The sequence below is a fragment of the Sphingobacterium sp. ML3W genome, assembly GCF_000747525.1.
GTDB lineage: Bacteria > Bacteroidota > Bacteroidia > Sphingobacteriales > Sphingobacteriaceae > Sphingobacterium.
This window is the reverse complement of the sequence record NZ_CP009278.1, coordinates 2351426-2377340: the sequence shown is the minus strand read 5'-3', so window position 1 is coordinate 2377340 and position 25915 is coordinate 2351426. Positions and strand designations below refer to the sequence as shown.

18 protein-coding genes are annotated in these 25915 nt (G+C 40.6%); 8 read left to right on the top strand and 10 right to left on the bottom strand.

Translation table 11 applies throughout. The annotated features are described in order from the left end of the window. Positions 1-6 precede the first annotated feature (6 nt). Complete coding sequence (locus KO02_RS10080; RefSeq protein WP_038698003.1) at positions 7-807, top strand: aspartate dehydrogenase domain-containing protein; 801 nt, start codon at positions 7-9, stop codon at positions 805-807. Here KO02_RS10080 and KO02_RS10075 read toward each other — a convergent pair. Both KO02_RS10075 and KO02_RS10070 read right to left on the bottom strand, forming a co-directional pair. Then, positions 785-1708, bottom strand: coding sequence for an NAD(P)-dependent oxidoreductase (locus KO02_RS10075; RefSeq protein ID WP_235212384.1), 924 nt, complete (start codon positions 1706-1708; stop codon positions 785-787). The genes KO02_RS10080 and KO02_RS10075 overlap by 23 nt on opposite strands. After that, positions 1698-1898, bottom strand: coding sequence for a hypothetical protein (locus tag KO02_RS10070; protein ID WP_144243299.1), 201 nt, complete (start codon positions 1896-1898; stop codon positions 1698-1700). Before KO02_RS10070 ends, KO02_RS10075 begins: the two co-directional genes overlap by 11 nt. An 84-nt stretch (positions 1899-1982) precedes the next feature. On the opposite strand from KO02_RS10070, the gene KO02_RS10065 reads away from it, so the two are divergent. The 6 genes from KO02_RS10065 (at position 1983) to KO02_RS10040 (ending at position 9515) form a co-directional block, all read left to right on the top strand. After that, a complete protein-coding gene (locus tag KO02_RS10065; protein ID WP_038697999.1) occupies positions 1983-2507 on the top strand; it encodes a sigma-70 family RNA polymerase sigma factor in 525 nt (174 codons plus the stop codon). Between the two features lie 167 nt (positions 2508-2674). Continuing rightward, positions 2675-3784 carry a FecR family protein gene (locus tag KO02_RS10060; protein WP_038697997.1) on the top strand — a complete coding sequence of 370 codons (1110 nt, stop codon included), beginning with the start codon at positions 2675-2677 and terminating at the stop codon, positions 3782-3784. 20 nt (positions 3785-3804) lie between these two features. Beyond that, positions 3805-4068, top strand: coding sequence for a hypothetical protein (locus tag KO02_RS23965; RefSeq protein WP_038697996.1), 264 nt, complete (start codon positions 3805-3807; stop codon positions 4066-4068). Beyond that, positions 4026-6830 carry a SusC/RagA family TonB-linked outer membrane protein gene (locus KO02_RS10050; RefSeq protein WP_200878630.1) on the top strand — a complete coding sequence of 935 codons (2805 nt, stop codon included), beginning with the start codon at positions 4026-4028 and terminating at the stop codon, positions 6828-6830. The genes KO02_RS23965 and KO02_RS10050 overlap by 43 nt, the downstream gene beginning before the upstream one ends. Positions 6831-6845: 15 nt before the next feature. Continuing rightward, a complete protein-coding gene (locus tag KO02_RS10045; RefSeq protein WP_038697995.1) occupies positions 6846-8495 on the top strand; it encodes a RagB/SusD family nutrient uptake outer membrane protein in 1650 nt (549 codons plus the stop codon). A gap of 12 nt (positions 8496-8507) precedes the next feature. Further along, entirely contained in the window at positions 8508-9515 is a 1008-nt protein-coding gene (locus KO02_RS10040; protein ID WP_038697994.1) for a purple acid phosphatase family protein, read from the top strand. A gap of 242 nt (positions 9516-9757) precedes the next feature. Here the strand turns inward: KO02_RS10040 and KO02_RS10035 are convergent, their stop codons facing one another. Both KO02_RS10035 and KO02_RS10030 read right to left on the bottom strand, forming a co-directional pair. After that, a complete protein-coding gene (locus KO02_RS10035) occupies positions 9758-10114 on the bottom strand; it encodes a two-component system response regulator (RefSeq protein WP_038697993.1) in 357 nt (118 codons plus the stop codon). A gap of 350 nt (positions 10115-10464) precedes the next feature. Then, positions 10465-11763: a Gfo/Idh/MocA family protein gene (locus tag KO02_RS10030; RefSeq protein ID WP_235212383.1), complete on the bottom strand. Its 1299-nt coding sequence runs from the start codon at positions 11761-11763 to the stop codon at positions 10465-10467. Positions 11764-11941: 178 nt separating this feature from the next. Here KO02_RS10030 and KO02_RS10025 point away from each other — a divergent pair, with 178 nt between their 5' ends. Continuing rightward, entirely contained in the window at positions 11942-13735 is a 1794-nt protein-coding gene (locus KO02_RS10025) for an erythromycin esterase family protein (RefSeq protein WP_038697992.1), read from the top strand. 160 nt (positions 13736-13895) lie between these two features. Here the strand turns inward: KO02_RS10025 and KO02_RS10020 are convergent, their stop codons facing one another. From KO02_RS10020 to KO02_RS09995, 6 genes are read right to left on the bottom strand one after another with little or no spacing between them, the layout of a single operon-like run. After that, entirely contained in the window at positions 13896-15749 is a 1854-nt protein-coding gene (locus tag KO02_RS10020) for a carbon starvation protein A (RefSeq protein ID WP_200878629.1), read from the bottom strand. 48 nt (positions 15750-15797) lie between these two features. Then, entirely contained in the window at positions 15798-17717 is a 1920-nt protein-coding gene (locus tag KO02_RS10015) for an FAD-dependent oxidoreductase (RefSeq protein WP_051959851.1), read from the bottom strand. After that, complete coding sequence (locus KO02_RS10010) at positions 17707-18648, bottom strand: hypothetical protein (RefSeq protein WP_038697991.1); 942 nt, start codon at positions 18646-18648, stop codon at positions 17707-17709. The genes KO02_RS10015 and KO02_RS10010 overlap by 11 nt, the downstream gene beginning before the upstream one ends. Continuing rightward, a complete protein-coding gene (locus KO02_RS10005) occupies positions 18641-21118 on the bottom strand; it encodes a hypothetical protein (protein ID WP_038697990.1) in 2478 nt (825 codons plus the stop codon). The genes KO02_RS10010 and KO02_RS10005 overlap by 8 nt, the downstream gene beginning before the upstream one ends. Further along, positions 21118-22800: a RagB/SusD family nutrient uptake outer membrane protein gene (locus tag KO02_RS10000; RefSeq protein WP_038697988.1), complete on the bottom strand. Its 1683-nt coding sequence runs from the start codon at positions 22798-22800 to the stop codon at positions 21118-21120. The genes KO02_RS10005 and KO02_RS10000 overlap by 1 nt, the downstream gene beginning before the upstream one ends. Positions 22801-22809: 9 nt before the next feature. Next, positions 22810-25908, bottom strand: coding sequence for a SusC/RagA family TonB-linked outer membrane protein (locus tag KO02_RS09995; RefSeq protein WP_081918349.1), 3099 nt, complete (start codon positions 25906-25908; stop codon positions 22810-22812). Positions 25909-25915: the final 7 nt, after the last annotated feature.

Sequence of the window (25915 nt, the reverse complement as noted above, 5' to 3'; positions counted from 1 at the left end):
AGCATTATGAAAACATATACCCTTGCTATTGTCGGTTGTGGAAGATTGGCTACAATCGTTACAGACGCATTAAATCGAGGCTTGCTACCCGATTATAAATTAATGGCGACTTATTCCAGAACAGCTGAAAAAGCGCAGTCTATTGCCGATAAAATAGATTCCGCTAAAACGGGATATAGCTGTACAGCCTGCGGCTCGATAGAAGAGCTCCTTAGCCTCAAACCCGATTATATCATAGAAGCCGCTTCCCCCTATGCGATGCGCGAATTGGCTCTACCCGCTTTAAGAAATGGCTCTTCCATCATCACACTATCCATAGGTGCATTTGCAAATACCGAATTTTACGAAGAAGTAAAGCAGACCGCCAAGGAAAACAATGCGCGCGTGCATCTCGTATCTGGAGCCATTGGAGGTTTCGATGTAATGCGTACCGCTGCCTTAATGGGCAATTGTGTCGCTACATTTGATACCGAGAAAAGCCCCCATTCGTTACGCAAATCTAGCGTATATGACGAAACATTGGAAACCGCGAAGCGAACCGTCTTCCGCGGTAATGCAAAAGAAGCGATCGCCTTATTTCCGACCAGTGTAAACGTAGCAGTGGCAGCATCATTGGCATCGGTTGGTCCCGAAAACATAAAAGTATCGGTAACCTCCACCCCCAATTTTATAGGCGACAATCACCGTATAGAAGTTAAAAACGAACAAGTCCACGCGGTGATCGATGTCTATAGCTCAACAGCTCAAATAGCCGGTTGGAGTGTGGTCAATACCTTGATCAACATCACCTCTCCGATCGTGTTTTAATATAATTGGTCAGGTTTGCCAGTACTTTCTCGCTCAGGCGGTCAAACGCCTGACGAGTACGGCCTGCAGAAATCTCCATACAATTGACATTCGGATGCGACAGAAAACGTTCATCCCCCAAAGCGATCAACGTATCACAATAACATCGGTTATTGCCATCGATCCATTCCGAAAAAGGTGCTTCATCCCAAGCTGGTGACAATCCCGTATTGAAGATGATCTTTCGATTGCCCAGTACCTCAAATTCTTCTTGGTGCAACAACACCGTATTTCTATTCAAACAGGTGATGATCACTTCACATTCCTCGAGCAATTGTTTTAAAGGTAGGAACCGATAGCCTTTTGTATGAGCTTCTTCCTTTTCCGTCCGTGAAAAATAAGCAATATCCGCTCCAAAAAACTTGAGTGCATCAGCCACCATACCACCCGATTTACCTAACCCGATGATACCCGCTTTGATTCCCGTTATTTCTCTAGGCACACCATCCCAAGGTGCTCTCGGTCCACCATCATTGGTCGTTCCAAAACCATGTAGACAACGTACCAACTCACTGATCACATATTCAACCACACCTTCATCTCCATAATCCCTTATTCCTGATACTTCGATACCACGCGTCTGTGCATAAGCAATATCCACATTGGCACTTTCAGGATTGTATAAAGAGCAGCACATCCCGATGTATTTTACATTCGGACAACCGTCCAATGCTTCTTTACCCAGCCTTGAAGTATAGCTGATCAATACAGCATCTGCATCGCCGATGCGATCGGCCATTTCAACAGTAGAAGATGGGATATCATCATACATGATGACCTCCTCTGCAAAATTATGCAGTGCCCTTTCTGCTGCCAGATTTAAATTTAATGGCTCTACAGACACTAGTTTTTTAAACATCATCGCTACCTAATTTGTTATTGAACCGTGATAGTAGATAAACTTTCTTAGAAAAGCAAAAAAACAGGTTAAATAAACCCAAATCAGATTCCGATAGATCATCTTCCTTATCCCACATTTGTCCTGTTAGATCAGGAGATCCTTCACGCTTCTTTTCATCTTTATCCCCCATCATCGTCTCCAACAACACCAATTCCAGTGCAATATATTTTAATTTACAAAACCATAATATTCACTTAACAAATAATCAGAAAGGACATGATACCTTTGCTCTAGTATGCAACATATTAAAGCTATTAAAGAAGATGACCATAAAGTTTTTGATCTGGTGTATGAACAGTATCATCAGCAGATCTATAGCTTTATTATACTAAAAACACGTTCCGAATACATTTCTGAGGAAGTAACCCAACTTACATTTATCAAATTATGGAAGCAACGGAGCCAATTGAACGAGAATTTAGGCATCAATATCCAAATTTTTGGTATGGCTCGTCAAGTCATGATCGATCTTCTCCGAAAAGAAGCCAATCGTTTTAAATATGAAGGCGAATCGTCAAACACGCCATTTACAGACAGCTTGATTACAGCGATTGAAAGTAAAGATCTGTTGCAAATCATGGAACAGGATATCGAAAATATGCCAAAAATGCGTCGTCTTGTATTTGAGCTTAGCCGCAAACAAGGACTATCACATAAAGAAATAGCGCAACTATACTCCATTTCTCCAAAAACTGTCGAACACCATATCGGCAAAGCATTGCTACAACTCAAGCAGCACCTATATTCTATTATGCTTTAAAAGAAGCTCAGGCATACCTAGCATAAAAATAAATATATTATTTTTATCAACTATATCAGATTCATAATAAGCCTATTACATCACAAACACTCCCTCTTTAACCCAATGGTTAGATTAAATAATTGTTAACTCGCTAGGGAAAGCATGCCGGACCACGTAATGCTAATATGAGGTTCAGAAGAAAGAAAACAAACAACCAGCATAACCGTCCTGAAAGGCAATTAATACGAAAGTATATCTGGAAAGATCCATCCATTATTGAGGATCTATTTCCCGATCACGAATGGCAGTCCCATGAAATAGATACTCATCAGGTCGCTCCTTCAACAAAAATGGCTCAGCACATTCATGACGAAATCAACAAGGAAACGCAACAGCAAGAAAATGAGAGTAACAATAAACGTCATCTTAAGCGGTTTACCTATTATGCAGCTGCTTCAGTGCTCTTGTTATTATCATTGGGTATTTGGCTTTGGATAAAACCAGCTCCATACGCCGCTATGCCAACCTTGGTACAACAGCACGAAGAAGCAGATAGCAAGCAGGATACCACTTGGATCTCATTGACCAATAAAAAGACATCCATCCAAACACATACCTTACCCGACAGATCAACGGTCAGGTTATTCGCACAGAGCACCATCCGTTACCCGCAACATTTCACTGATCATAACCGTGAAATCTACTTAGATGGAAAAGCTTATTTTTCAATTAAGAAAGATTCCTCCCGTCCATTTAGCGTATACGCCGGCGGAACGAAAACGACAGCCTTAGGTACAGCTTTTACCATTGATACACGTAGCAGGTCGACATATACTTCCGTACAGCTGCATACCGGAAAAGTTGTTGTTGCCGCGGTAGCTGCCCTACCTCACTTTAAAAATATCATCTTAAAAAATGCTGGAGAGTCACTTTCATTCGATGCCAATATGCAGATTGTAGCGCATCAAATGGGTACTGTAAAAAAAGCAGCAACAACCATCAGCACACCTATTGAAAATAAACAAAACCGTTCTTTGATCCAACTGAACAATATTCCATTACCGGAAGTTTTTGTTACTCTTCAAGCTACTTATGATATTGCGATAAAAATAGGTGACCAAGAAATCTCCAAAATCCAATACACAGGCAGTATCGATCCACAGCGTGAAACAATTCAAGATGTCCTTGCAGTGATCTGCCTCATCAACAACCTCCGTTATGTACAAGAATCTGACGATTCCTTTACCATCTATCGTCAAAATGAAGACCTCGACAATCAACTTACAAATCCATAAAATCAATTACTAATAAAATCATGTTTAACAAACAGAACCAATTCAAAAAAAGCGTGTTGTTCTTTGCGCTATTTGCTACGGGGTTATCCTATGCACAGGCGCAACAGGAACAAGTAAAGGGAGCAACACAGGATGAAAATGGCAAGTTTTTATCTGGAGTCAGCATCAAGGCCTTAATCGGGAATCGGGTAAGGCTTTCACAACAAGCTCTTCCGAAAAAGGACTTTTCGCCTTCCACAACTTGCCAGAAGGTGGTCCTTATCAGTTTATATTTTCTTCTGTAGGCTTTCAGCCGGATACGCTATCCGGATACAGCGTTCAACCAGGAAAACCATTATCTTTAAGTGTCAAGCTAACCCCTATGTCCACAGCTTTGGATGAGGTCGTTATCGGATATGGTCGTATCTCTCGAAAAGATCTGACAAGCTCCATCACTACGGTAAAAGCAGAAGATATGAATGTTGGAGTCATGACCTCGCCCGCGCAGATGTTACAGGGAAAGGTCCCCGGACTGACCATATCGACCAACAATAGTAACCCTAATGCTACGCCATCGATCAGTTTACGAGGCGCTTCTACCTTAAGAAGTGGTGAAGCGATGGAACCCTATTATGTAATCGATGGGGTACCTGGGGCATCCCTTGCACTTGTAGCACCAGATGATATCCAATCGATAGACGTTTTACGTGATGCCTCGGCAACAGCCATATACGGATCCAAAGCGGCCAACGGTGTGATTATCGTCACCACCAAACGAGGCAAAGCTGGACAGGCAAGCATCAGTTACAACGGCTATTTAGCGATCGACAAGATTGCTAAACGCTATGAAATGATGACCGGTGAACAGTATAGACAGTACATCGCTGATAACAAATTTTCGATGGAACCGACAGATGACCTAGGTGCAGATACCGATTGGCAACGTGAGATAGAACGCACTGGTATATCCAATAATCATAATGTATCCCTGATCGGTGGTACCGAAACAACGCAATATAGCGCTAGCCTCAATACCTTTAAAAATAATGGGATCATTAAAGGGACAGACTTGGGGCGCCAGATTGCGCGCGGATTTGTACAGACCAAAGCACTAGACAATCGTCTGACGGCTTCGTTCAATATCAATACCAGTATCTCCAAACAAAATGATGTATTAGCACTTGGCGATGGATTAAGTGTATACGATGCTATGTATTATTATCTACCGGTATCACCTGTTCGGACAGAATCGGGTGCTTGGTTTGAAAAAACGGACCGATCGCAATACGTAAATCCAGTATCATTAATAGCGGAAAACACGAACTATACCAAAACCAAAATGATACAGGCACATGCCAAACTTGGTTATAAAATTTTACCTAGCTTAACATATAATATCGATCTCTCTCTACAAAACCGCCAATATAATAACGCACAATACTACTCCAGTATATCCATGGCCGCACGTAACCAAAATGGAAAATCTATCCGCGCGGCAGTAGAAGACGAGCGCAAGATCATGGAAATGAACCTGACTTTCGACCGCACATTTGGAGAATTGCATAAATTTTCAGCATTAGCGGGCTATTCCTGGGAAGAAAACAATAATGACGACGGTTTTCAACTGACCACTTCGGACTATTACGATGATGGTTTAAGTTATTATAATCCGGGCATGGCCAATGTGGTGGATCTATTGGGATTTGGCAATTATTACCTTTCCACCCTACGTATGATCTCTGTTTATGGCCGTATAAACTATGCTTATAACAATAAATACCTTTTTCAAGCCACAGTAAGAAGAGACGGATCTTCGGCATTTGGAGCGAACAACCGATGGGCAACCTTCCCTTCAATTTCTGGAGCCTGGAGACTATCCGAAGAATCGTTCATCCAAGATATGAATTTCTTCGATGACCTTAAGCTACGTGCCGGATACGGTGTCAGTGGAAACTCTTTAGGATTCGATGTGTTTACCGCCAGACAAGTCTACGGCGCAACTTCGAGTTTCTACACCGATGCTTTCGGCAATGATCTTCGCACATTAGCAGCACTCCGCAATTCAAATCCCGATCTACGCTGGGAACGCACAGGAATGCTCAATCTAGGCATTGATTTCGCATTCCTCAACAATAGATTGAGCGGAACTTTGGAGTATTACGATAAAAACACCACAGATCTTATCTATGATTATGCAGTCTCTACCACTAAATATCTGTATCGATCTTTGACAGCCAATGTTGGTGAAATCAACAATAAAGGGATCGAACTGACCTTGAATGCGGTTCCCGTAAAAACAGCAAATTTCAGCTGGAACACCGGAATAGTAGCCTCCCATAATAAAAATGTGGTCACTCGAATCACAAACCAAGAATTTTCGACAGACTACGTAGATTTAGCCGACCTAGGTGGCGCAGGTCAAAGCAATGCATTTCAGCAACGCCTTATGGAAGGTGCTCCGATTGGGCAGTATTATACCTGGGAATGGGCAGGTTATAATGAAGATGGTATCTCTACCTTCTATGTCCGCGATGCACAAACAAAAGAACGCACGGGTGAAACTACCATCACTCCTACCAATAAAGATCGTGCCATCACGGGCAGTGCACAGCCAAAACTAACCTTAGGATGGAACAATACGATAACCTATAAAAACTTCGCTTTAACAGGTATGTTCCAAGGTGTTTTTGGACATAAAGTCATGAATGCGACACGTGCGCGACACTCCAATGTAGTGGGCAATGCCGGCCAAAAGAATCTATTGGCCAGTGTGATGGAGACAGAAAAAGCAACCGACATCAATGCGCATTATTTATCAGACCGATACCTCGAAAATGGCAGTTACCTACGTTTAGCTAACCTGGGACTTGCATACAACATCCGAAATATCGGTGGTCAATTGAAAAATGTTAAGCTTTATGCTTCCATGAACAATGTATTTGTACTCACAAACTATAAGGGTGTGGATCCTGAAGTAGATCTTGGAGGTCTTACTCCTGGTGTTGACAACCGTCAGACCTACCCACGCACCCGCACCATTTTGTTTGGTCTAAACTTCAACTTTTAATCAGAAAAACTAATCATGAAATCAAAACAATATATCCGTTTATTTACCCTATCAGCGTTTGCAGCAACACTCGTTGCCTGCACCGACCTCGATGTGGATATCAAATCGCAATATACCGAATTCCCAACCACAGAAAGAGCCGCAGAAGCCATTTCAGCAGATGTCTATGCAGCATATCGAGGTGCATTGGGGTACAACCATTGGATGGCGCAAACCCTGTCTTCAGACGAGGCAGTAAGTCTTGCTTTGGGTACAGATTACTATGATGGTGGTCGTTTCCGCGAACTCCATGTGCACAATTGGACACCCGACAATGCCATACTCCCCGATATCTGGAATGCGGCCATGTCTGGTATCAACCTCTCGAACAACGTATTGGCTATTTTTGGTGACGATGAAAGTGAGAAAGCCGCACCGATGCGTGCCATGAGAGCTTATTTTTACTTTATATTGATGGATAATTTTGGTGGTGCACCACTTATCACGGGCAAGGTCGACCAAATTCCAGATCGATCATCACGATCTGAAATCGCCAACTTCATCTCGTCCGAACTTCTAGCCGTTAGAGATCGATTACCGAAAGAAGTTTCTGCCGCAACATATGGTAAAGCAACGCGGTATATGGCCGATGCTTTACTAGCCAAACTGTACCTCAATTGGTCTGTATATACCACGAGTGATGTCGCGACCTACACCGCCACCATGCCCAATGAAAAACTATCGCAAGTGGTAGCCATGTGCGATGATATTATTGCCTCGGGTCAATTTAATTTGAGTAGCCACAAATTCATGGAAAAATTCCGTCCCGACAATGGTCCGCAGATCAAAGATTTCATATTTGCCATGCCTTTCGACAGAGAAAAACAGCAAGGAATGAATTATGCACGCTACTGGATACACCGTAGTGGGCAAAATCAATTTGCACCATTACCTCAAAGTGTGGGCGGTACTTTCCGCGTATTACCTACTTTTCTAGCCAAATTCAATCTCAAAGGTGACGATAGAAATGCCGCTTACATGGGCGGTCTTCAATACTATTGGTCAGACTATGCACCAGACTTAAGCCGTCCGCTTTTAATCAAGACCTCTAAAAAAGGTATCGACCAAGACTATGCAGGAAGCGATGCAAATGCCACGTTTGACTGGCACATGGAAACGACAAAAGAAATCAAACTTCGTCCGGATGGAGGACCGACCCTCAATGGAGGTAATGATCAAAAAGGAAGATCAATGGGCTACCGATCGGTCAAATTTTATATGGATGTAAACGTTACAGCGGCAAACAATAGAAACCAAAGCAATGATGTTCCAATCTTTCGATATGCCGACATTTTATTGATGAAAGCCGAAGCCATCCTACGTGGAGCTGCACCTACAAATGGTGAAACTCCCCTTTCACTCGTGAATCAGGTACGTGCTTATGTCAATGCCCCTACGTTAACCGTGCAACCCACTTTAGCAGATCTACTGGACGAACGTGCAAGAGAATTTTCAGATGAATCTTGGCGTAGAAACGATTTGATCCGTTATGGCAAATTTGAGGAAGACTGGGGTTTCAAATCCTTATACAGTGCAGGATATTCAGAACGTTTCCGACGCATATTTCCAGTTCCACGACCGGTCATGGAAGTAAATGCAAAATGGACGCAGAATAACGGATATTAATAACAGTTGAGCATGAAAAGAAGAGCATTTGTAAAAAGTACGCTGGGCACTGCTATGGCTACAAGTCTGGCTGCTGTACCCTTGGCCGGAATGGCCATGGGAGCACCTAGGAGAATAGAAAGTGAAGACATCAATAGCCGAGCAGCACTTAAAGACGAGTACGATCTGCATTTTTTAGCCATCGGTGATTGGGGACGAAATGGTGCCGACCATCAGGTACAGGTGGCTCAGCAAATGGGTAAATGGGCTACCGAACATCCCAACGATTTTATCATCTCGACCGGAGATAATTTTTACCCTTCAGGGGTTGTCAGTGAGCACGATCCGTTATGGCATTATTCGTTTGAAAATATTTATACCGATTTCTCATTGCAGTGGGATTGGTATCCCATATTGGGAAACCATGATTACAAGTCAGACCCAGATGCCCAGGTGCGCTATAGTGCCATCAGCCGCAGGTGGAAAATGCCAGCACGCTATTATAGTAAAACATTTAAGATTAAGGGTAACGCTGAGGTATTGATTGCCTTTATCGACACCAACCCATTGATTCCAGAATTCTATCAGAATAGCGAATATGGACCACATGTGGCCGGCCAACAACCCGAAAAACAACTCGCATGGTTGGATGGATTACTACAATCATCAAATGCCAAATGGAAGATTGTGGTAGGACACCACCCCATGTATACCGCGGGGCCAAGAACGGAAAACTATGATACATTAGCCGTCAGAAAAGTCCTTCAACCCGTGCTTGAGAAACATCATATTCCTCTGTATCTATCTGGTCACGAACATTCGATGCAGCATCTCAAAGTGCAGGACAAGTCTTTCCATCAGTTCATTTCCGGTAGTGGATCTGAAATAACCCCTGTAAAAAACGGTTTGACCTATAGTCAATTTGAAGCCTCTACTTATGGATTTATGTATTTCGCCGTCAATCAAGAACAATTACTGGCCCAGTGCATCGACCATGAAGGAAAGATCATTTACAGTACAATCATTCCTGCCAGTAAATAGAGTAGATACATTCATCGCTGGAAACAAGTCTATGTGTAAAAAAAGGAGATACAAGCTGTATCTCCTTTTTCTATTTTAAAGATAAGCCTATACCTTTCAACGATATTATAGCTCCACCTCACCATGTACCTACTTATCATAACCATCACAAAGGCAAAACTGAACCAGATTTAACATAACGTACCTCCTAAAGTACCGATACGGACATCATTCCGTTTCATTCGGCATAAGCGATGCAGTGATTATGAATTCTTCTTAACAACATCGACCATATGATCCAAATCAAATGGTTTTTCGATATAATCATCAGCTTTACAATCTTTAGCTGTTTGAGCCAAATTATGAGATGTTGAAGTTAGTACAGCAGATAGATCTTCAGTTTCTGGATCATTTTTTAGCTCTTCGATTACTTTATTACCCTTCTTCCCGCCCTTGATATGCTCATCCACTATGACAATATCGGGGTCGATCTTCTCAATATTATCAATGGGCTCAGTTGTTAACGAAGACGTAACATCAAAACCTTCATCCGTCAACACTTCATCCATAATATATCGGACATCTTCATCATCCTGAATAAGCACAACCTTCTTTTTCATATTTCCACCAATTTTGACGCAAATATATTGATATAAATTAATATCCAAGAACTCCTTCGAGACACAACACAAACTACCTAATAAATTGATAATCAGTAAAATAAATAGTTAAATTTTTATTCAATAAATTTAATAGTTTATTTAACAAGCGCTTTACAAATGCCCCATCCCAAACTACACAAAAAATCAGAAAATCAATGTCCCTACCATAGACTCCCTAACCCAATCAGGGGAACCGTGTTCAGTATAGCTCAAGTCCTCCCAGATACCCCCAAAACCAAATTGCCGTCAAATACATCAAGTAGCAATATCAGGGCTTACACCGTAAAAATCAGCCACAATATCTATAATCAAATCAATTGATAGCCGTTATGGTAAGATGCCGAAATTAATTGATCAGCGTCTTCAGCACCAAAAGATCCGGTATCTTTGTTCCAATAGATTTTCTTACGTGTACGGTATGCGATATTACCCATTTGCGCAAATATTGCAATATCTGCACCAGCCTCTACAGAGCAATTTAAAGCCGATGAATCTCTACTTTTAACTGCTTCAATAAAATTAGCGGCATGCAGATCCAATCCATCATCGACTGATTTCTGAAAGGCAACACCATCCATACGGCCCTTTTCAGGAATGACCTCCCAGCCACTTCGGTTAAGCACTAAAGTTCCGTTATTTCCAATAAAAGCAACGCCATGATTTTTTCCATAAGGACCTCCATCAATACCAGTAGCATGCTCCCATTGGATATTAAAACCCTCAAACTCATATACAGTCGTTAACGTATCAGGTGTCTCGGCAGCATCTTGCGGATAAGCAAATTTCCCACCTGATGCCATGATTGAAATTGGCGTAGCAGCTTTCATTCCTAAAAGTGCATAATCAAGCATATGAACACCCCAATCCGTCATTAATCCACCAGCATAATCCCAATACCATCTAAAATCAAAATGAAACCTATTCGGATTGAAAGGTTGTTTCTTTGCAGGGCCCAACCACAAATCATAATTGACACCTGCAGGAACGGGTGCATCTGGCTTAACGGGAATACTTTTCATCCACCCTTGATATGCCCAAGCTTTCACCAAGCGTACTTTACCTAACTTTCCGGAGTGCACAAACGCAATCGCATCGCGAAAATGCTGCTGACTCCGCTGCCACTGTCCCACCTGTACAATCGATTTACTTTTCTTTACTGCAGCTACCATCGATCTGCATTCTGCGATCGAGTTACCCAAAGGTTTTTCAACATAAACATCTTTTCCTGCCTGGCAAGCTTCTATCATCTGTAAGCAATGCCAATGATCGGGCGTACCGACAACCACCACATCGACGTCTTTACTTTTTAATAAATCACGATAGTCATTAAAACCCTTAACTCTAATACCTCTTCCTCCAAGCTCTTTTATACGTTTTTGTAAGACATTATCATCAACGTCACAAAGCGCGGTACACAGCACATCTGGATGTTTTAGTATAGCATTTAAATCGGCCCATCCCATACCATTGATACCAATGGCTGCAACACGGATTTTTTTATCAGCACCTGCAGCAGCATATAGCTTAGGAAACATAGCCGTTAAACCAGCTATAGAAACAACCGTAGTTGAGTTTTTAATAAATTTTCTTCTTGATGTATGCATCATAATTGTTTATAATTTGTTCGTTTATTTTTGGATTATCATACCATGGCACAAAGGTTTATGCATGATCTAAATTATACGTCTTGATGACATTTAATATATAAATAACCATATTTTATTTCACAAAAGCAAAAAAATTATTATCTTATGACAACCATTTTATAGACTACAAACCAATCATATGCAATCCTTAAAGAAACTAGCTACTTTACTCCTATTATCCTGTAGTATACCCACATTATCTGCACAGACCTATTTAAATTTAGATTTCGAAACCATGAGTGGCAATCAAGTAAGAAGTTGGTTTACTCTCAATAATGCTGCTGTATACAGCAGAGACAGCGTCGAAAAAGTTAGCGGAGACTACAGCTACAAAATCAACAAAACAAATCCAAATGAAAAAAGAGATGCTTTTTTTTCAAATACATTACCGTTTGAACTCGTAAAAGGAAAGGATATTATTCTAAAGGGAAGAATAAAAACAGACATTAAAGAAAAGGCCGAAGCAGGCTTAGTTCTAGTTGCCTATGATAAAATGGGAAAACCAATCCAGTTCGATGACATGGCTGGAAAACGGATTAATCATACATCATCGTGGCAAGAAGTCAGCATTTCAGCCAAAATTGATTCCAATGCCGCATTGATTTCTATTGGAGGTGTTTGCTACGGTGGTGCTATCACTGCATGGTTTGACGATTTTGAGCTCTTTATTGATGGCCAAAAGTATATAACACCAGTACCCAGAACAGCTCCACTAACAAAAAATGAACTAGCCGTATTAAAAAAGTACTGCTATCCTTTAAAGTCATTTGATCCAAATTTTAATAACGATGCAGACTTATCCATTCTAAAAAAACTGACTAAAGATGCCAAAATCGTTGCTTTAGGGGAATCATCTCATGGTTCCAGTGAAATATTTAAAATGAAGCACCGCATCATCAAATACCTCACGCAATATGACAACTTCAACATGCTTGCTTTTGAGGCCAATATGCCTGAATCTAACACATTAAACAAAGCTATTATGAATCAACAGTTTGACCAGATAAACTTGATGAAAACACTATACTTTTGGACTTGGCATACAACTGAAATTCGTAACCTATTGAACTGGGTGCAAGACTTTAATCAAGGGAAACCAAAAATTGAATTTGCGGGATTTGATATGCAGTTTTACAAAGGAGCAATAGAAGAAGTAAAAAAAGCACTCCAAACAAATACTGATATCCAAAAAGATTTATATGAATTTGAATATTTTATTTCAACAATAGCATACCAGTACGCTAACCAAAATGGAAAAGTGAGCTTACCTGATGAACAGATCCATCGTACTACTCAATTGCACACACAGTTAAAAACTGTAATCCAAAAAAGTGATAAAACGGGAACAGAGAAAGACTGGCTACTACAAAACATGAGAATTTTAGAACAATATGTAGATCAGAAAATTGGTGATGGAAATCCTGAGGAAAAGCGCGATCGCTATATGGCAGAAAATCTTTTATGGTTAATGGATCATCATCCTGACCCAAGAATTATAGCATGGGCACATAACGGTCATATTTCTAAAAGCAACAAAACAATCGATAAAGGATTCTTTGATTCACCAATGAAAATGGGTGGTTATATCGCCGATGCCTTTCCAGATAAATCTTTGTCAATTGGCTTTACTTTTTATGACGGTTCCTATACGGCTATGGATCCAAATGATATAAAGCCATTTCCTGCAGAAACCGCCTTTCCTGGAACTTATGAGCATTTTTTAAATCAAATGGATGAACCAATCTTTATTCTTGATCTTAAGAAAGTCAAAGCGGACAAACCTGTCGAATTAGACTGGTTATTGTCAACGCTTCCCTTTCGAATCGTTGGCGCAGATAAACAAGCTAATGAATTTCGCGACACAAATATTGCCGATGCCTTTGATTATCTCATATTTATTAAAACATCAACAAACTCTCATTTTTTAAATTAGACAAACTTCCGTATTACTCAATCACTGTACGCGCAAAACAGAGATAATCTCCGTTTTCAAGCACATGTAATATCCTAAAAAGCGCCTTATTTAAGGCGCTTTTTTATTAATCACAGAACCCCTTTCCAACTATTGGAATAGGCGATTTGTTCCCCCAACATTATCGCTCTACGACAGCCTTTACTATCTCTCCGTTTTGGTCTACAACTCTTGTATCCGTTCTTAATAATAAGTACCATTTTCTGAAAGTTCCTATGAATACCAGCAACATTAACAGCATAGCCAAGATCGCTAATGCGGCCAAAAGCATTTGACCTTTTGGTAGATAAATATCCACGATCTGCAGGTATCCGGCCCAAAAAGTAATGATAGCCATAAATACTCCAGGAAGAGCCGTACATAATGCATATTTACCCCTATTCATCCGGAGCAGCATGGTTGTACATACGATCAATCCGCAGGCGGCCAGCAACTGATTACTAATTCCAAATAACGGCCAGATACTACTCACGTTACCGGTAAACACTAAGTAACCCCATGAGCATGTAAACAGCGCACTGCACAACCAAACGCCAGGTTTCCAATCTTTATCTTTAAATGCAGGAATCACCGTACCCAACATTTCCTGTAAAAAAAAACGTCCCACCCGCGTACCTGCATCAATTGCTGTCAAGATGAATACCGCTTCAAACATAATAGCAAAATTATACCAATAGGCCATAATATCGTCCATAAAGGGTACTTTATCAAAAATATGTGCCATACCCACAGCCAAGGAAACAGCACCTCCAGTACGTCCATGTAGATCCACGCCTATCCTGTCGATAAAATGTGGCAGATCCACCGTATGTAAATGAGGATGAAGCTTCAAAAATTGCGCATAATCTTCCGCAGGAGTATTGATCGCAAAATAATCTCCTGGCATTAATGTACAAGCGGCAATCAATGCCATGAGGGCAACAAACCCTTCGACAAGCATAGCGCCATAGCCTACAAAAAGTATTTCCCTTTCATTACCCAACATTTTGGGAGTAGTACCCGTTGCGATGATCGCATGAAAGCCAGAAATAGCCCCGCAAGCAATAACTATAAAAATAAAAGGAAGCACCGGACCACCAATAATCGGTCCGCCACCATGAATGAAACTCGTCAATGCCGGCATCTGAATAGTCGGATGAACAAATATTACACCAACGGCAAGCATCAGTATCGTGCCGATTTTGAGGTAAGTAGAAAGATAATCGCGGGGCACTAAAAGAAACCAGATCGGTAGTACAGAAGCAAAAAAACCATACACCGCTATGGCGATCGAAATCGTTTTCACATCCCAATCAAACATATCATGGATGACTGGTATTTCCATAAGCCGATGGCCAGCAATAATACCCACTAACAGTAAAATACCGCCCAATACACTTGCCAATGTGACCGACCCCGCACGATAACGCATCAATAAACCCATAAATATAGCGATGGGCATCGTGAGTATGATGGTAAATAAAGACCATGGAGCTTCGTGCATAGCGCTTATGCAGGCCAAAGATAGACCAGCTAAGGTCAAGATGAGGATAAATAATACCGCTACCCCCGCAATTCCACCAACGGCTGGTCCAATTTCCTTAGCAGCAATAGTCGCCAAACTCTGCCCTTTATGCCGAACCGATGCAAATAGAACGACCATATCGTGAACTCCACCACCCAATACACAACCGATCAGGATCCATAAAGTGCCAGGGAGATAGCCAAACTGTGCCGCTAATACAGGTCCAACGAGTGGACCTGCAGCAGCAATAGCAGCGAAGTGATGACCAAATAATACTTTACGATCAGTCTTCACATAATCGTGTCCATCAGCAAACTCAACTGCCGGTGTAGGTATCGTATCGTTAAGGCGTAAGACCTTTTTGGCAATGAAAATTCCATAAAAACGATAAGCGATCGCAAAGATCAAAAGCGAAACAAAAACCAGCGTTAGGGCGTTCATATTATCGAGAAATTCAAATGTAGCAACCATACGTTAAGGATTAATGAGAAAAACCGAGCAAAAAACCGTCCGTTATTGCTAGGCATAACATCTAATTTCAAATACTTTAGCATATTTATCACCATGTGTTTTCTTGGCTACAAATCGCACACGATCAACTTCACTGGTATTAAATGAATGTGCTACCTTTCGTAAGAAATTGTCTTTACCTTCAATTTTATGCAGCAAACGATCTTTCAAATAGAACTCAACTTGATAATCACTAATGGTCTCAGGCTGCGGACCCCGCACTTGACTTTTCATCGTCCCATTTTCTCCAGAAAGTCTCAAATGTCTATTCAGACCTGTATCAAAGGTAAATTCAATTAACGACAACGCTTGTGGACTCTTCCATTGTAATTCCAAAAACTGCTCGCCCGAAGTCATATCTGCCCGCCATTGATGTAATTTACCATCTGCTATATCGCGGTTTATACCATCGATCACCAAAATAGCCTGACCATTGTCCGATTCATTGCTGGCAGAAATAGAGGCCTGCAATGCCAGATCCTTCTTGTCTGAATTCTGAACATTCAATATCGCTTGATCCTGTCTCAACAACAGTTGTTGGTATTCTTTCAGCTTTTCCTTATTTCCAACTAAGGCATTGACCTTAATTTTATTGTTCACAGCAAAAGCAACAGCCGTACCTATCGCTTGTCCCAGTGTTGCGCATGTTGCCATGACCCTAGTAGTCGATAAAGCAACATGGGTGACCGATATATTCCTTCCTGCCATGACAAGATTATCAACAGAATTACTATATAAACAACGCAAAGGGATAGAATATGGACCTTTAAGACCGATGGACCGAAATGGGCTTAACGAGGTATCATCCATACCTGCAGGTAAATGATCATCCAGTGGCCATCCTCCATAGGCTACCCGATCTTCAAAATTTTCTTGCTTAAGCACATCATTCTGTGTCAATACATAATCACCTTTGATCCGTCTGCTCTCGCGTTTACCTGGAATAGCCCCATGCCATGAAAGTGCCCAATTAGCAGATTCAGGATGGTTTCCAGAGTTTTTGATGTAATCCCAAACACCAAATACCACGGCCATTAAATCATGTCTAATTTTTTGGCCATCATGAACAATATTTTCTAAACCTCCCAATTCAATCCACCAATATCCATATTCCCATGAGTGAATCTTCCGGTACTTAAAGTCTTCAAACTGGTACTTTCTTGCCCAAGCTGGCGCCTTAAAGGGCATTGGTTTATCATGTTCTGTTGATTGAAACAATAAACTATTTCCCATGGTGATATCATCGCGTTTTTCCAAACCTAGAGCTTCATTATATTCAGATTTAGCCTCTCTTCCACGCATAAAATCTGCTGCCGCCAAAGCGGCCAAAGTCCCATCACCTGTACAGTCTGCAAAATACTTCGCCTTGATATCATAGATCTCCTCTGTTTGCGAACAGTAAGCTTTGATGGAATCGATACTCTTCCCTTTTCGGACCACCTCATACAAAGAGGTATCAAACAGTAAGGTTATATTGGGATTTGTCAATACCTTATCGTACATGACATAATCCAACATTTCCCAACAACGCTGTGGGTTGATGGCTGCCTCTGTCAACAATATCTCTTCCAAAAGTCCCGACTCTCGCCAGACTTGATTTAACTGTGATGCCCCACAGATATGCATTCGGATTTCTGAACTTGCATTTCCCCCTAAGCGCGAACGATTTTGGATGAAGATAACTTTCATCCCATTCCGAGCAGCAGCCAAAGCTGCACAAACACCCGCCATACCGCCCCCAGCAACCAGAAAATCTGTAGTAAGATTTCTCTTCACAAAAACATCCGACGCAATAAATCCGGTGTTTTCTTCCGTCCTATCTTGAGATTCACCAGAATCCCCCGTGGTCATACCAAACACAGGATTTACCAATAGGGCTCCAGACCCAATTCCTAAATTTCTTAAAAATGATCTTCGATTATTTTTCATAATTCAATAATTTATAAATAAGTTCTTTTTGATTTTTTGATAAAGTTTTACCTTGAGCTTTATCCGCTAAAATTTCTTTGGTTCTTAAGTTTGGTCGACTTATGCTTCTTAAAACCACTAATTGCAAATGCGGTTTAAGTTTTTCCAGTTCCTGAAGTAGGTTATTATATTTATCAGGGTTTGCATAGTAAGTTTCCCCCAATTTTTTCCAAGCATAATGAGGAATGTATTCATCATTTGAAAATAGCAAACGAACCAACACTGGTTCCGCAGCATTGATCTGATCATCGGCCAACTTCTCCAGGTAATATGCTTCATAAGAAGCACTATTCGATGCTGCAAAAAAATCTGCTAAATGATGTTGCTTATAAACCACATCCAACTCATTTCGAATCAATTGTTTGATATTCCCATTGACAATATGCCATAAAGCATATACCGTATATAAAGCTCCAGGAACAGTCACATTTGAAAAAACTTTCAATGTAGGACGGGTTATCGCATCCAGTTCTACCGAATATTTTTGTTCCTTCTTATCCAAAAACTCTTCAACAGCATAATCCCGAATTGGAGAGAGCGTATCGAGCAAGATTTCTTGAAGTAAACCATAATCAGTTTGATCAAAATACTGATGATCAAATTTGGTAAAAACATGACCCTGAGGAACTGAAAAATGATCATAATCTCCCAACAAATTCCAGAATAGATCTACCTGAATAGGAAGGCATACTTTATCATTACAGATATCAGTAGAAAGAAAAGCATGATAATAATAGGCCGCAGTCTCCTGATCTTGAATCAAATTGACTTGTATTTCAAGTGTATCATTTACCCGGTATTCGATAGATACTTCGGGAACAAGATGTTTATGTTGCCCCCTCAATTGAAAAGACAACATAAACAAGAACATGATCATCCAATAGTTAATCATAATTTAATAGCGTTGAAACTTGACTATTGCGATCAACTGCAAACCTAATCCATCGCGCTTCTACATTTTTTGGAAATTCGATCTCAGCACTAGCGTTGCCTTTGACAGTAATTTGTTGGTATTCCATCCAAGTTCCATTTCCCACAGGATCCATCTGTACGGAAAATGTGACGGGAAATTTCTCATGATTAGCGAGCTTTAACTTTCTTCTGTCATAAAACCCAAATAAATAAGGATCACTAAACTTCCCCTTTTCTAAAACTTCATTATCCAAAGGACCACCATTTCCTTGAGGTTTCCCCAACTTCCAAAGATCATCGATAGCTCCAACCCAGACAGCACATTTTTTATCTTCCGAAGTAATGATATGTTTCGGATTTGCTTGTGTGATATCCAGACCAGATAAAACTAATAATCCCCTATATGAAGCATAATCCACAATATTTAATTGATGCGACGAAATGGGTCTTATTTTTGCAAACCCATCTGCATTTTCTGCAGGAAGCTCATAAAAAGTACCATGCAAATTCAATAAATCCCGTTCCGTGGCCACTTCTCTACATATCCGAGCCAACCCATTTTGAACAATATTGTCGTATCTTTTATCTCCTTTGGGCAATCGCCACCTTCTACCCTTTTCATCCACAACAAGAATAGAACTCGTTTTTAACTCAACCAGGTTATTGCTAAGCGCAAATTTTTCCTCAATATATTTTTCTTCCTGCTTATCAACTTTTGGTTTCAATAGCATATCCGAAGTCAATTCATAATAACCAGCTTTTTCAAAAACACCACCATTCAATTGACTAGCGACTATACCCATCGATCTTTTATTATCACCTAGTCCGACCATCAATCCGCTAGAAACAGATGGGGTACCAAGATCCGCTACTCCTTGAAAGATTTGATCATCACGTTGCACTTTATGGTTATCGACATAGGTAAACTGAGCAGTAATTTGAGCATTTGTATGGCTAATCAATCTAATCCATTCACCTTCGGTATCAAATGGAAAATTTTGGACAAAAGATTTTCCACCCGCTACAGTACACGTTTTATAGGTCGTCCATTGACCAGTACCATCCTTATCCAATTGTATCTCGATCTTCATTTCTGAGGAACCTTCATTTTTCAACCATAAACTTCGAAATCCCCAACCCGCAAACAAAAAGGGGTCTGATGCTACATTTATTTTAACGGCTTCATTCAGCCAAACAGCACCTTCCGCAGTATTATTTCCTAGAGATTTTATTTTATCAAAGTCGGTAAACCACAGATTAGAATTCGATTGTCCCGGCCCCTCGATCTGTCCTTTTACAGAACGTTTGTTCAAAAACTCCTTTTGAGCAGAATCATCACAGCCAAAAATCAATTGATTATTCCAGCGTGAAAAATCACCGATAACCTTCAAGTAAGAAGATAATGGACGTAATCCAGCTGTATTTCCAATTGAAAAATTTTTCGGAAAGTGCCAAAATAGGCCATGCATAGTCATGAGGTAGTAAGGGTCATTTTCCTGACCTACATCCCGGATTCTAGGCCATTCCGTATTCCAACCATGTGCCCCATCATAACTATGGCTACTTTTTGGGAAACGATAAAATTTCCATCCTGTATTGATATCTCTGACTCCTAGAATAGCCGATTTATGATCCCAGCCTGTTGCCCATATCGGATCATCTGGGGAAGCATTGCCCTGAATCCCACCTGGTCCCGTAATTTCGACAAACTGATTTCTTCTGATCAGTTTCCAATTTTTTCCATCCCATTCCGATAAAGAACCTGCGGGTATATCAAATTGCTTCAAAGCAAGATCTCCTGATTCACCATTATTTGAATACACGAGTACACCTTGTCCGCTGTACAAACCCTTGCCATGAGCCCCTAATAGTTCGGCAAATTGATGTGGCTTAGGGGGTGTCATGTTTTCTAACTGTGCCTGGTAACTTGGTTGTTTCAAATTACCATCGGTGTATAATTCATGCACCTTTTTAGTATAGACATTCACTTCATAGATCCCTTCTTCCATCGTTCCATAGTAGACCAACGAATCTGGATGATACAAATGGGCCGCAGTCCCTGTCAATCGTCCTGGCATATCCTTGATTGGGATAATGTCAACTTTCCCTTCCTTATCGACGATATAGGGGCCTATCAACAGTTGATTAGACGGACGATGGATAAATCGATTCGCAGGAGTACCGCCTACACTTTCAGGCATAACCTCCTGTTTCAGATCCGCGCTTATCCTATAAAACTTATCACTGGATCCCAAAGGTAAATGTGGACCATAGGTGATCACATATAAATAATCATTCCACGGAACAACTGCCCCTGTCCCACATTCACCTTCATTATTATACATCGCCAAATGTGGATATATACCACTATACTGTTTGAGCTGAGCCATAATAGGTGTCCAGAAAACGAGGTTGGCAGCAACAAATAAACTTGATTTCAATAAATTCATCAATAATTGGGATTTTGGATTAAACCACTAGTCAACACTTCCGTAGAAGGAATTGGCCATAAATACTGCTTAGAAGCATCAAACTTTCGAACTGCAATTGTTTTGATTAATCCTTGTTGTTGAAAGGCACTAAAATCGGGTAAACCATCAGCATCTATGGTAGGCGCATTAGGAAGAAACCATTTCCCTGTTTTAACCACTTTAGCCAACAGATCTGCTGGATCCAGAAGACCATAGTTTGATTTATTCAAGGCCTTCTCCGCCAATTTCCAGCGGATCAGATCCATATAGCGAAGTCCTTCGAGCGCAAATTCCATCCTTCTTTCAGTCCGTAAAACCTTTCTTAAACTCAACTGATCAAGCATTTTTAGGGCAGGATAATCTGGCGAATCGGACGTTACACCATAAGCCCTAGCTCTGACCATATTGATCGCATCAACAACACTTTGATCGATATCATTCAATTCGATCTTAGCTTCGGCATATATCAATAGCACATCAGCATATCGGATGATGATATTATCAGGTTCCGTTTGCCAACTATTCAACAACCAATCGCTGTCCACACCTTTTCTCCAAATCAAACCATTAAATGAAGCATATTGCGCATTAACGCGATTATCATTATTGACAACCTGTTTACCCGTTGAAATTTTCAGGACATTAATAGCCTCAGGATGCGGGGTATAGATATAATCAAGTAGTGGTTCATCAAAAGCAGCGATGGTTTCCTTACATCTTGGATCCCGATTGATAAATGGGTTTGAAGAAACAAATAAAGGCGATTTATCGACCTGCAGTCCATCTGTGCACGTGAAGGCAAAGAGCAGATCCCAAGAAGGATCTTTCGCTGCCCAACCACCCGAATTACGTGAAATAAAATTCTGACGATCTCCCAATGCAACCTTCAAGGCAATAGATCTGGGTAATAAAAAGATACTTTCTGCCGAGTTTTTGGTTGACGAGAGAAAAAGGTTAGCAAAGCTTGGGTGCAGGCTGTATTGCTTCAGATCCATGCAGGCCTTAGCAGCATCTCGCGCAGTAGCAAAGTCTCCGCTGTATAATGCGATGCGACTTTTCATAGCCATTGCAGCCCCTTTTGTAGCACGTTGCAACTCCGTACTTGAGCTCTTTAATTTCAGATTTGCGATGGCATAGTCAAAATCTTCATATATTTTCTGCAGCACCACTTCAGGTTCTGACTGTTTCAGATTTCTCGCCTGCTCAATATCAAGTATATCATCGGTATAGATCACATTTCCAAAGTGGCTCAACAAAGTCGAGTACATGCAAGCTCTGACAAATCTTGCCTCAGCCACAAAAATGGTCAATTGCTCTGGAGACAGTTTATCTTTCGCCCGATCGGCTCCTTTGATAATCGTGTTAGCCCGAGCAATCGCTTTATAGGTATCCAACCACCAGGTCTTAATAAAGGAAGATTGTCCATTAAGAGTCGCATTTGTCACTTCTGTCAAACCATCACGAAAGATCCAGTCATCCGTCCAATCATCCAGATCTTTTTTCCAGAACACTTCTTTATAAAGTCCGTTCAAAGACATTTCCAACTCTTCTGGTGTACTATTCCATGTTTCACTTGACCCATCAGATAAAGGATTGAGATCAAGAGAGTGACAACCCTGCAGCAGGATAAAACCACAAATCAAGAGAAATAAATTTTTCATAATGATGATTTAAAATTTTAATGATAACCCTAATAAAAATGAAGTTGTGATGGGATAAGCAAAACTCGTCAGTTCTGGATCCCAACCTTTAGGATATTTATTAGCCGTAAACAGATCGCTGATTGTTCCCGAAATACCGAGTCCCTTGATTTTATATCTGGTCAAGAGAGAAGAAGGGATATTATAATTGATTCCGATTGTTTTCAATCTAAAATAACGACCATTAAACAACCAAAAATCGGACATTGCGTAATTGTTATTAGCGGAAGTATTAGAATAACGGGGATACCGTGCAGTGTTGTTCTGCTCTACCGTATTATAATTGGACCAAGTCTCGCCATCTAAAATCATTGGAAAATTCCCCCAATTTTGTTGATAGGGTTGCACCATATCGGTTGTGAGGCGAACATGCTGTTTCCCAACTCCCTGAAATACAAAGGAAAAACTCAGATCTTTATACCCAATATTCAACATACCACCGTACATATATCGTGGCAGTGATCCTCCCAACAGCATCCGATCATATTCTGGCGATATTTTCCCATCAGGTTTACCTTCAGGTCCCGAGATATCGCGGTATCGGACATCACCAGCTTTGACATTCGCATTCAGCACAGCTGAATTATTGACCTCTTCTTGCGTCTGGTATAAGCCGTCCGCTACATAACCATACCACTCATTAAATTGGCTTCCTTCGATTTTAATTTGATCACCTAAAAATTCTGTCCCCCCAAGATCACCCATCACAGATTTAAAATCTGAGAGATTAAAGTTTACGCCATAACTAAAATCACCTACTTTATCCTTCCATCCCAACACCAGTTCCCAACCTTTGGTATGCATTTTACCTGTGTTTTGATTTGGGTTATCAAACCCAATATACTGCGGTATCTGCAGTTCCAGTAACATATCATTGGTAATTTTCTTATAATAATCAAAAGTAAAATTCAACCGATTCCCAAAACCAACATAATCCAACCCTACATCAAACGATTCTGTTTTTTCCCATGAAATATCACGGATAGCATATTGCCATTGAGCTGCTGATTGAGCAGAAACGGCTTCATTACCTTTATAAAATAAGGAGCTGTTTTCAAATTTCAGTAGTGCCTGATATGGATAATTACCAATACGTTCATTACCTAACGTACCGTAAGATGCCCTAATCTTTAAAAAGTCAACCCATGAAATATCCTTTAAAAAACTTTCTTCACTCACGGTCCAACCGACAGAAAAAGAAGGGAAAGTACCCCAACGGTATTGCGGAGCAAAGCGTGAAGAACCATCATAACGAACATTGGCTTGGACAAAATATTTATCGGCAAAATTATACATGATGCGTCCAAAATATGAGCGATACGCATTTTCGTATGCCCCACCACCATTATCTCTAAATTCGAGCGGACCTAAATTTAGATAGGGATAATTGGTCAATAGGTATTGATCTCTTGAGGCAGACAGATTCTCATTAAAATAATAGTAAGATTCATATCCGGCGAGCACATTGAAGTTATGCTTTTTAATGCTTTTTTGATAATTTGCTAAAAATTGTGCAGTATATTCATAGCTTTCTACCCGACTCTCATCCAGATTAGTTTGATTATATCCATTGATAAAACCAATGTTTTGAGCCGGATTATTCCAAGCCGTAAAGGGTACTTTTTTGGTAAACAGTTTCGATTTATCAAAATTCAAAAGTGGCGAAAAAACACCTGTCAATTTCAATCCATCCAAAGGTTTCACATCCAGTGCCAATTTTCCAGCGATTTGATTATACTGATAATTTTTAAACCCACCTTGGGTAATCATTCCATAAATATTGTCGCCATCTTTCCCTGATGCTACAGGTCCATCTTGCCACTGTGCGGCATAAATAGGCGCTGTTATTCCTATTCTATACATGGGGTCTATCGAAGGATTTTCGTTTATGCTACGTTTAAAATTTATATCAATAATCGATGAAATAAAATCATTTATTTTCACATCATTGTTCACACGAGCAGTGATACGTTTATAATTCCGATCGATATATAAGCCGTCGGCATTGTCATATCCAAGAGAAAAACGCGTGCGCAATGCTTTTCCGGCACCTGTAACGGAGAGCAAATGTGATTGCCGGGGAACCGAATTCTTTAAAATCATTTTTCTCCAATCTGTCATTGGATATTGGTCTGGATTTTCCGCATTATTTTGTCGGTAATTATCGATCAGATCTTTGCCATATATCGGATATTGATTGTCATTATTATTGTTGTCATTCCAGCGCAACTCATTACTTAATTGTAAATACCTAACCGCATCTACATATTCAGGTAACTTAGTCGGTTTTTCAAAACCATATTCGCCATTATATTCCAACGCCACTTTCCCCTCTTCACCACGTTTTGACGTAATCAAAATCACACCTGCTGCTGCCCTAGCCCCATATATGGAAGCAGAAGCTGCATCTTTCAACACCGTTATATTCTCAACATCATTTGGGTTCACAGCATTCATATCTGCAATAGGAACTCCATCCAAAATAATCAATGGGTTCATCCCACCCTCCGTGATCGTCGTTATACCCCTCACACGTACCTGAGCAGTACTACCTGGGGCATTATTGGACCTCGTGACCATAACCCCTGGTACCGAACCCTGCAATGCTTGGGATAATTGCGTGGATTTACGAACTTGTATATCCTTACCAGATACAGTAGAAATAGCTCCTGTCAAATCTTTTTTCTGTACAGAACCATAACCGATCACCACGACTTCATCAATGGTACCCGTATTGGTTTTTAATCGAATAAGAATCGTATTTTTACTGTTAGCAGTAGCTACAAAATGTTTGACAGAATCGGCAGCATAACCTATATGATGTCCAAAAATGGAATAGCTTTCTCCTCCAGTAAGTGGGCTCAAGATGAATAATCCGTCATTGTCAGCAACAAAATTCACTTTCTTATTTGTCTTTTCATGAATGAGGTCGATGCTGGCACCAGGTAAAGAATTTCCTTCGGCATCCACAACCTTACCACTGACTTTCAGGTTGGATTGGGCAAATCCTACCGAAAAGTATAGGAATAGCTGTCCCATTAGCATTAATTTGATTAAAATATGCTTCATAATATTA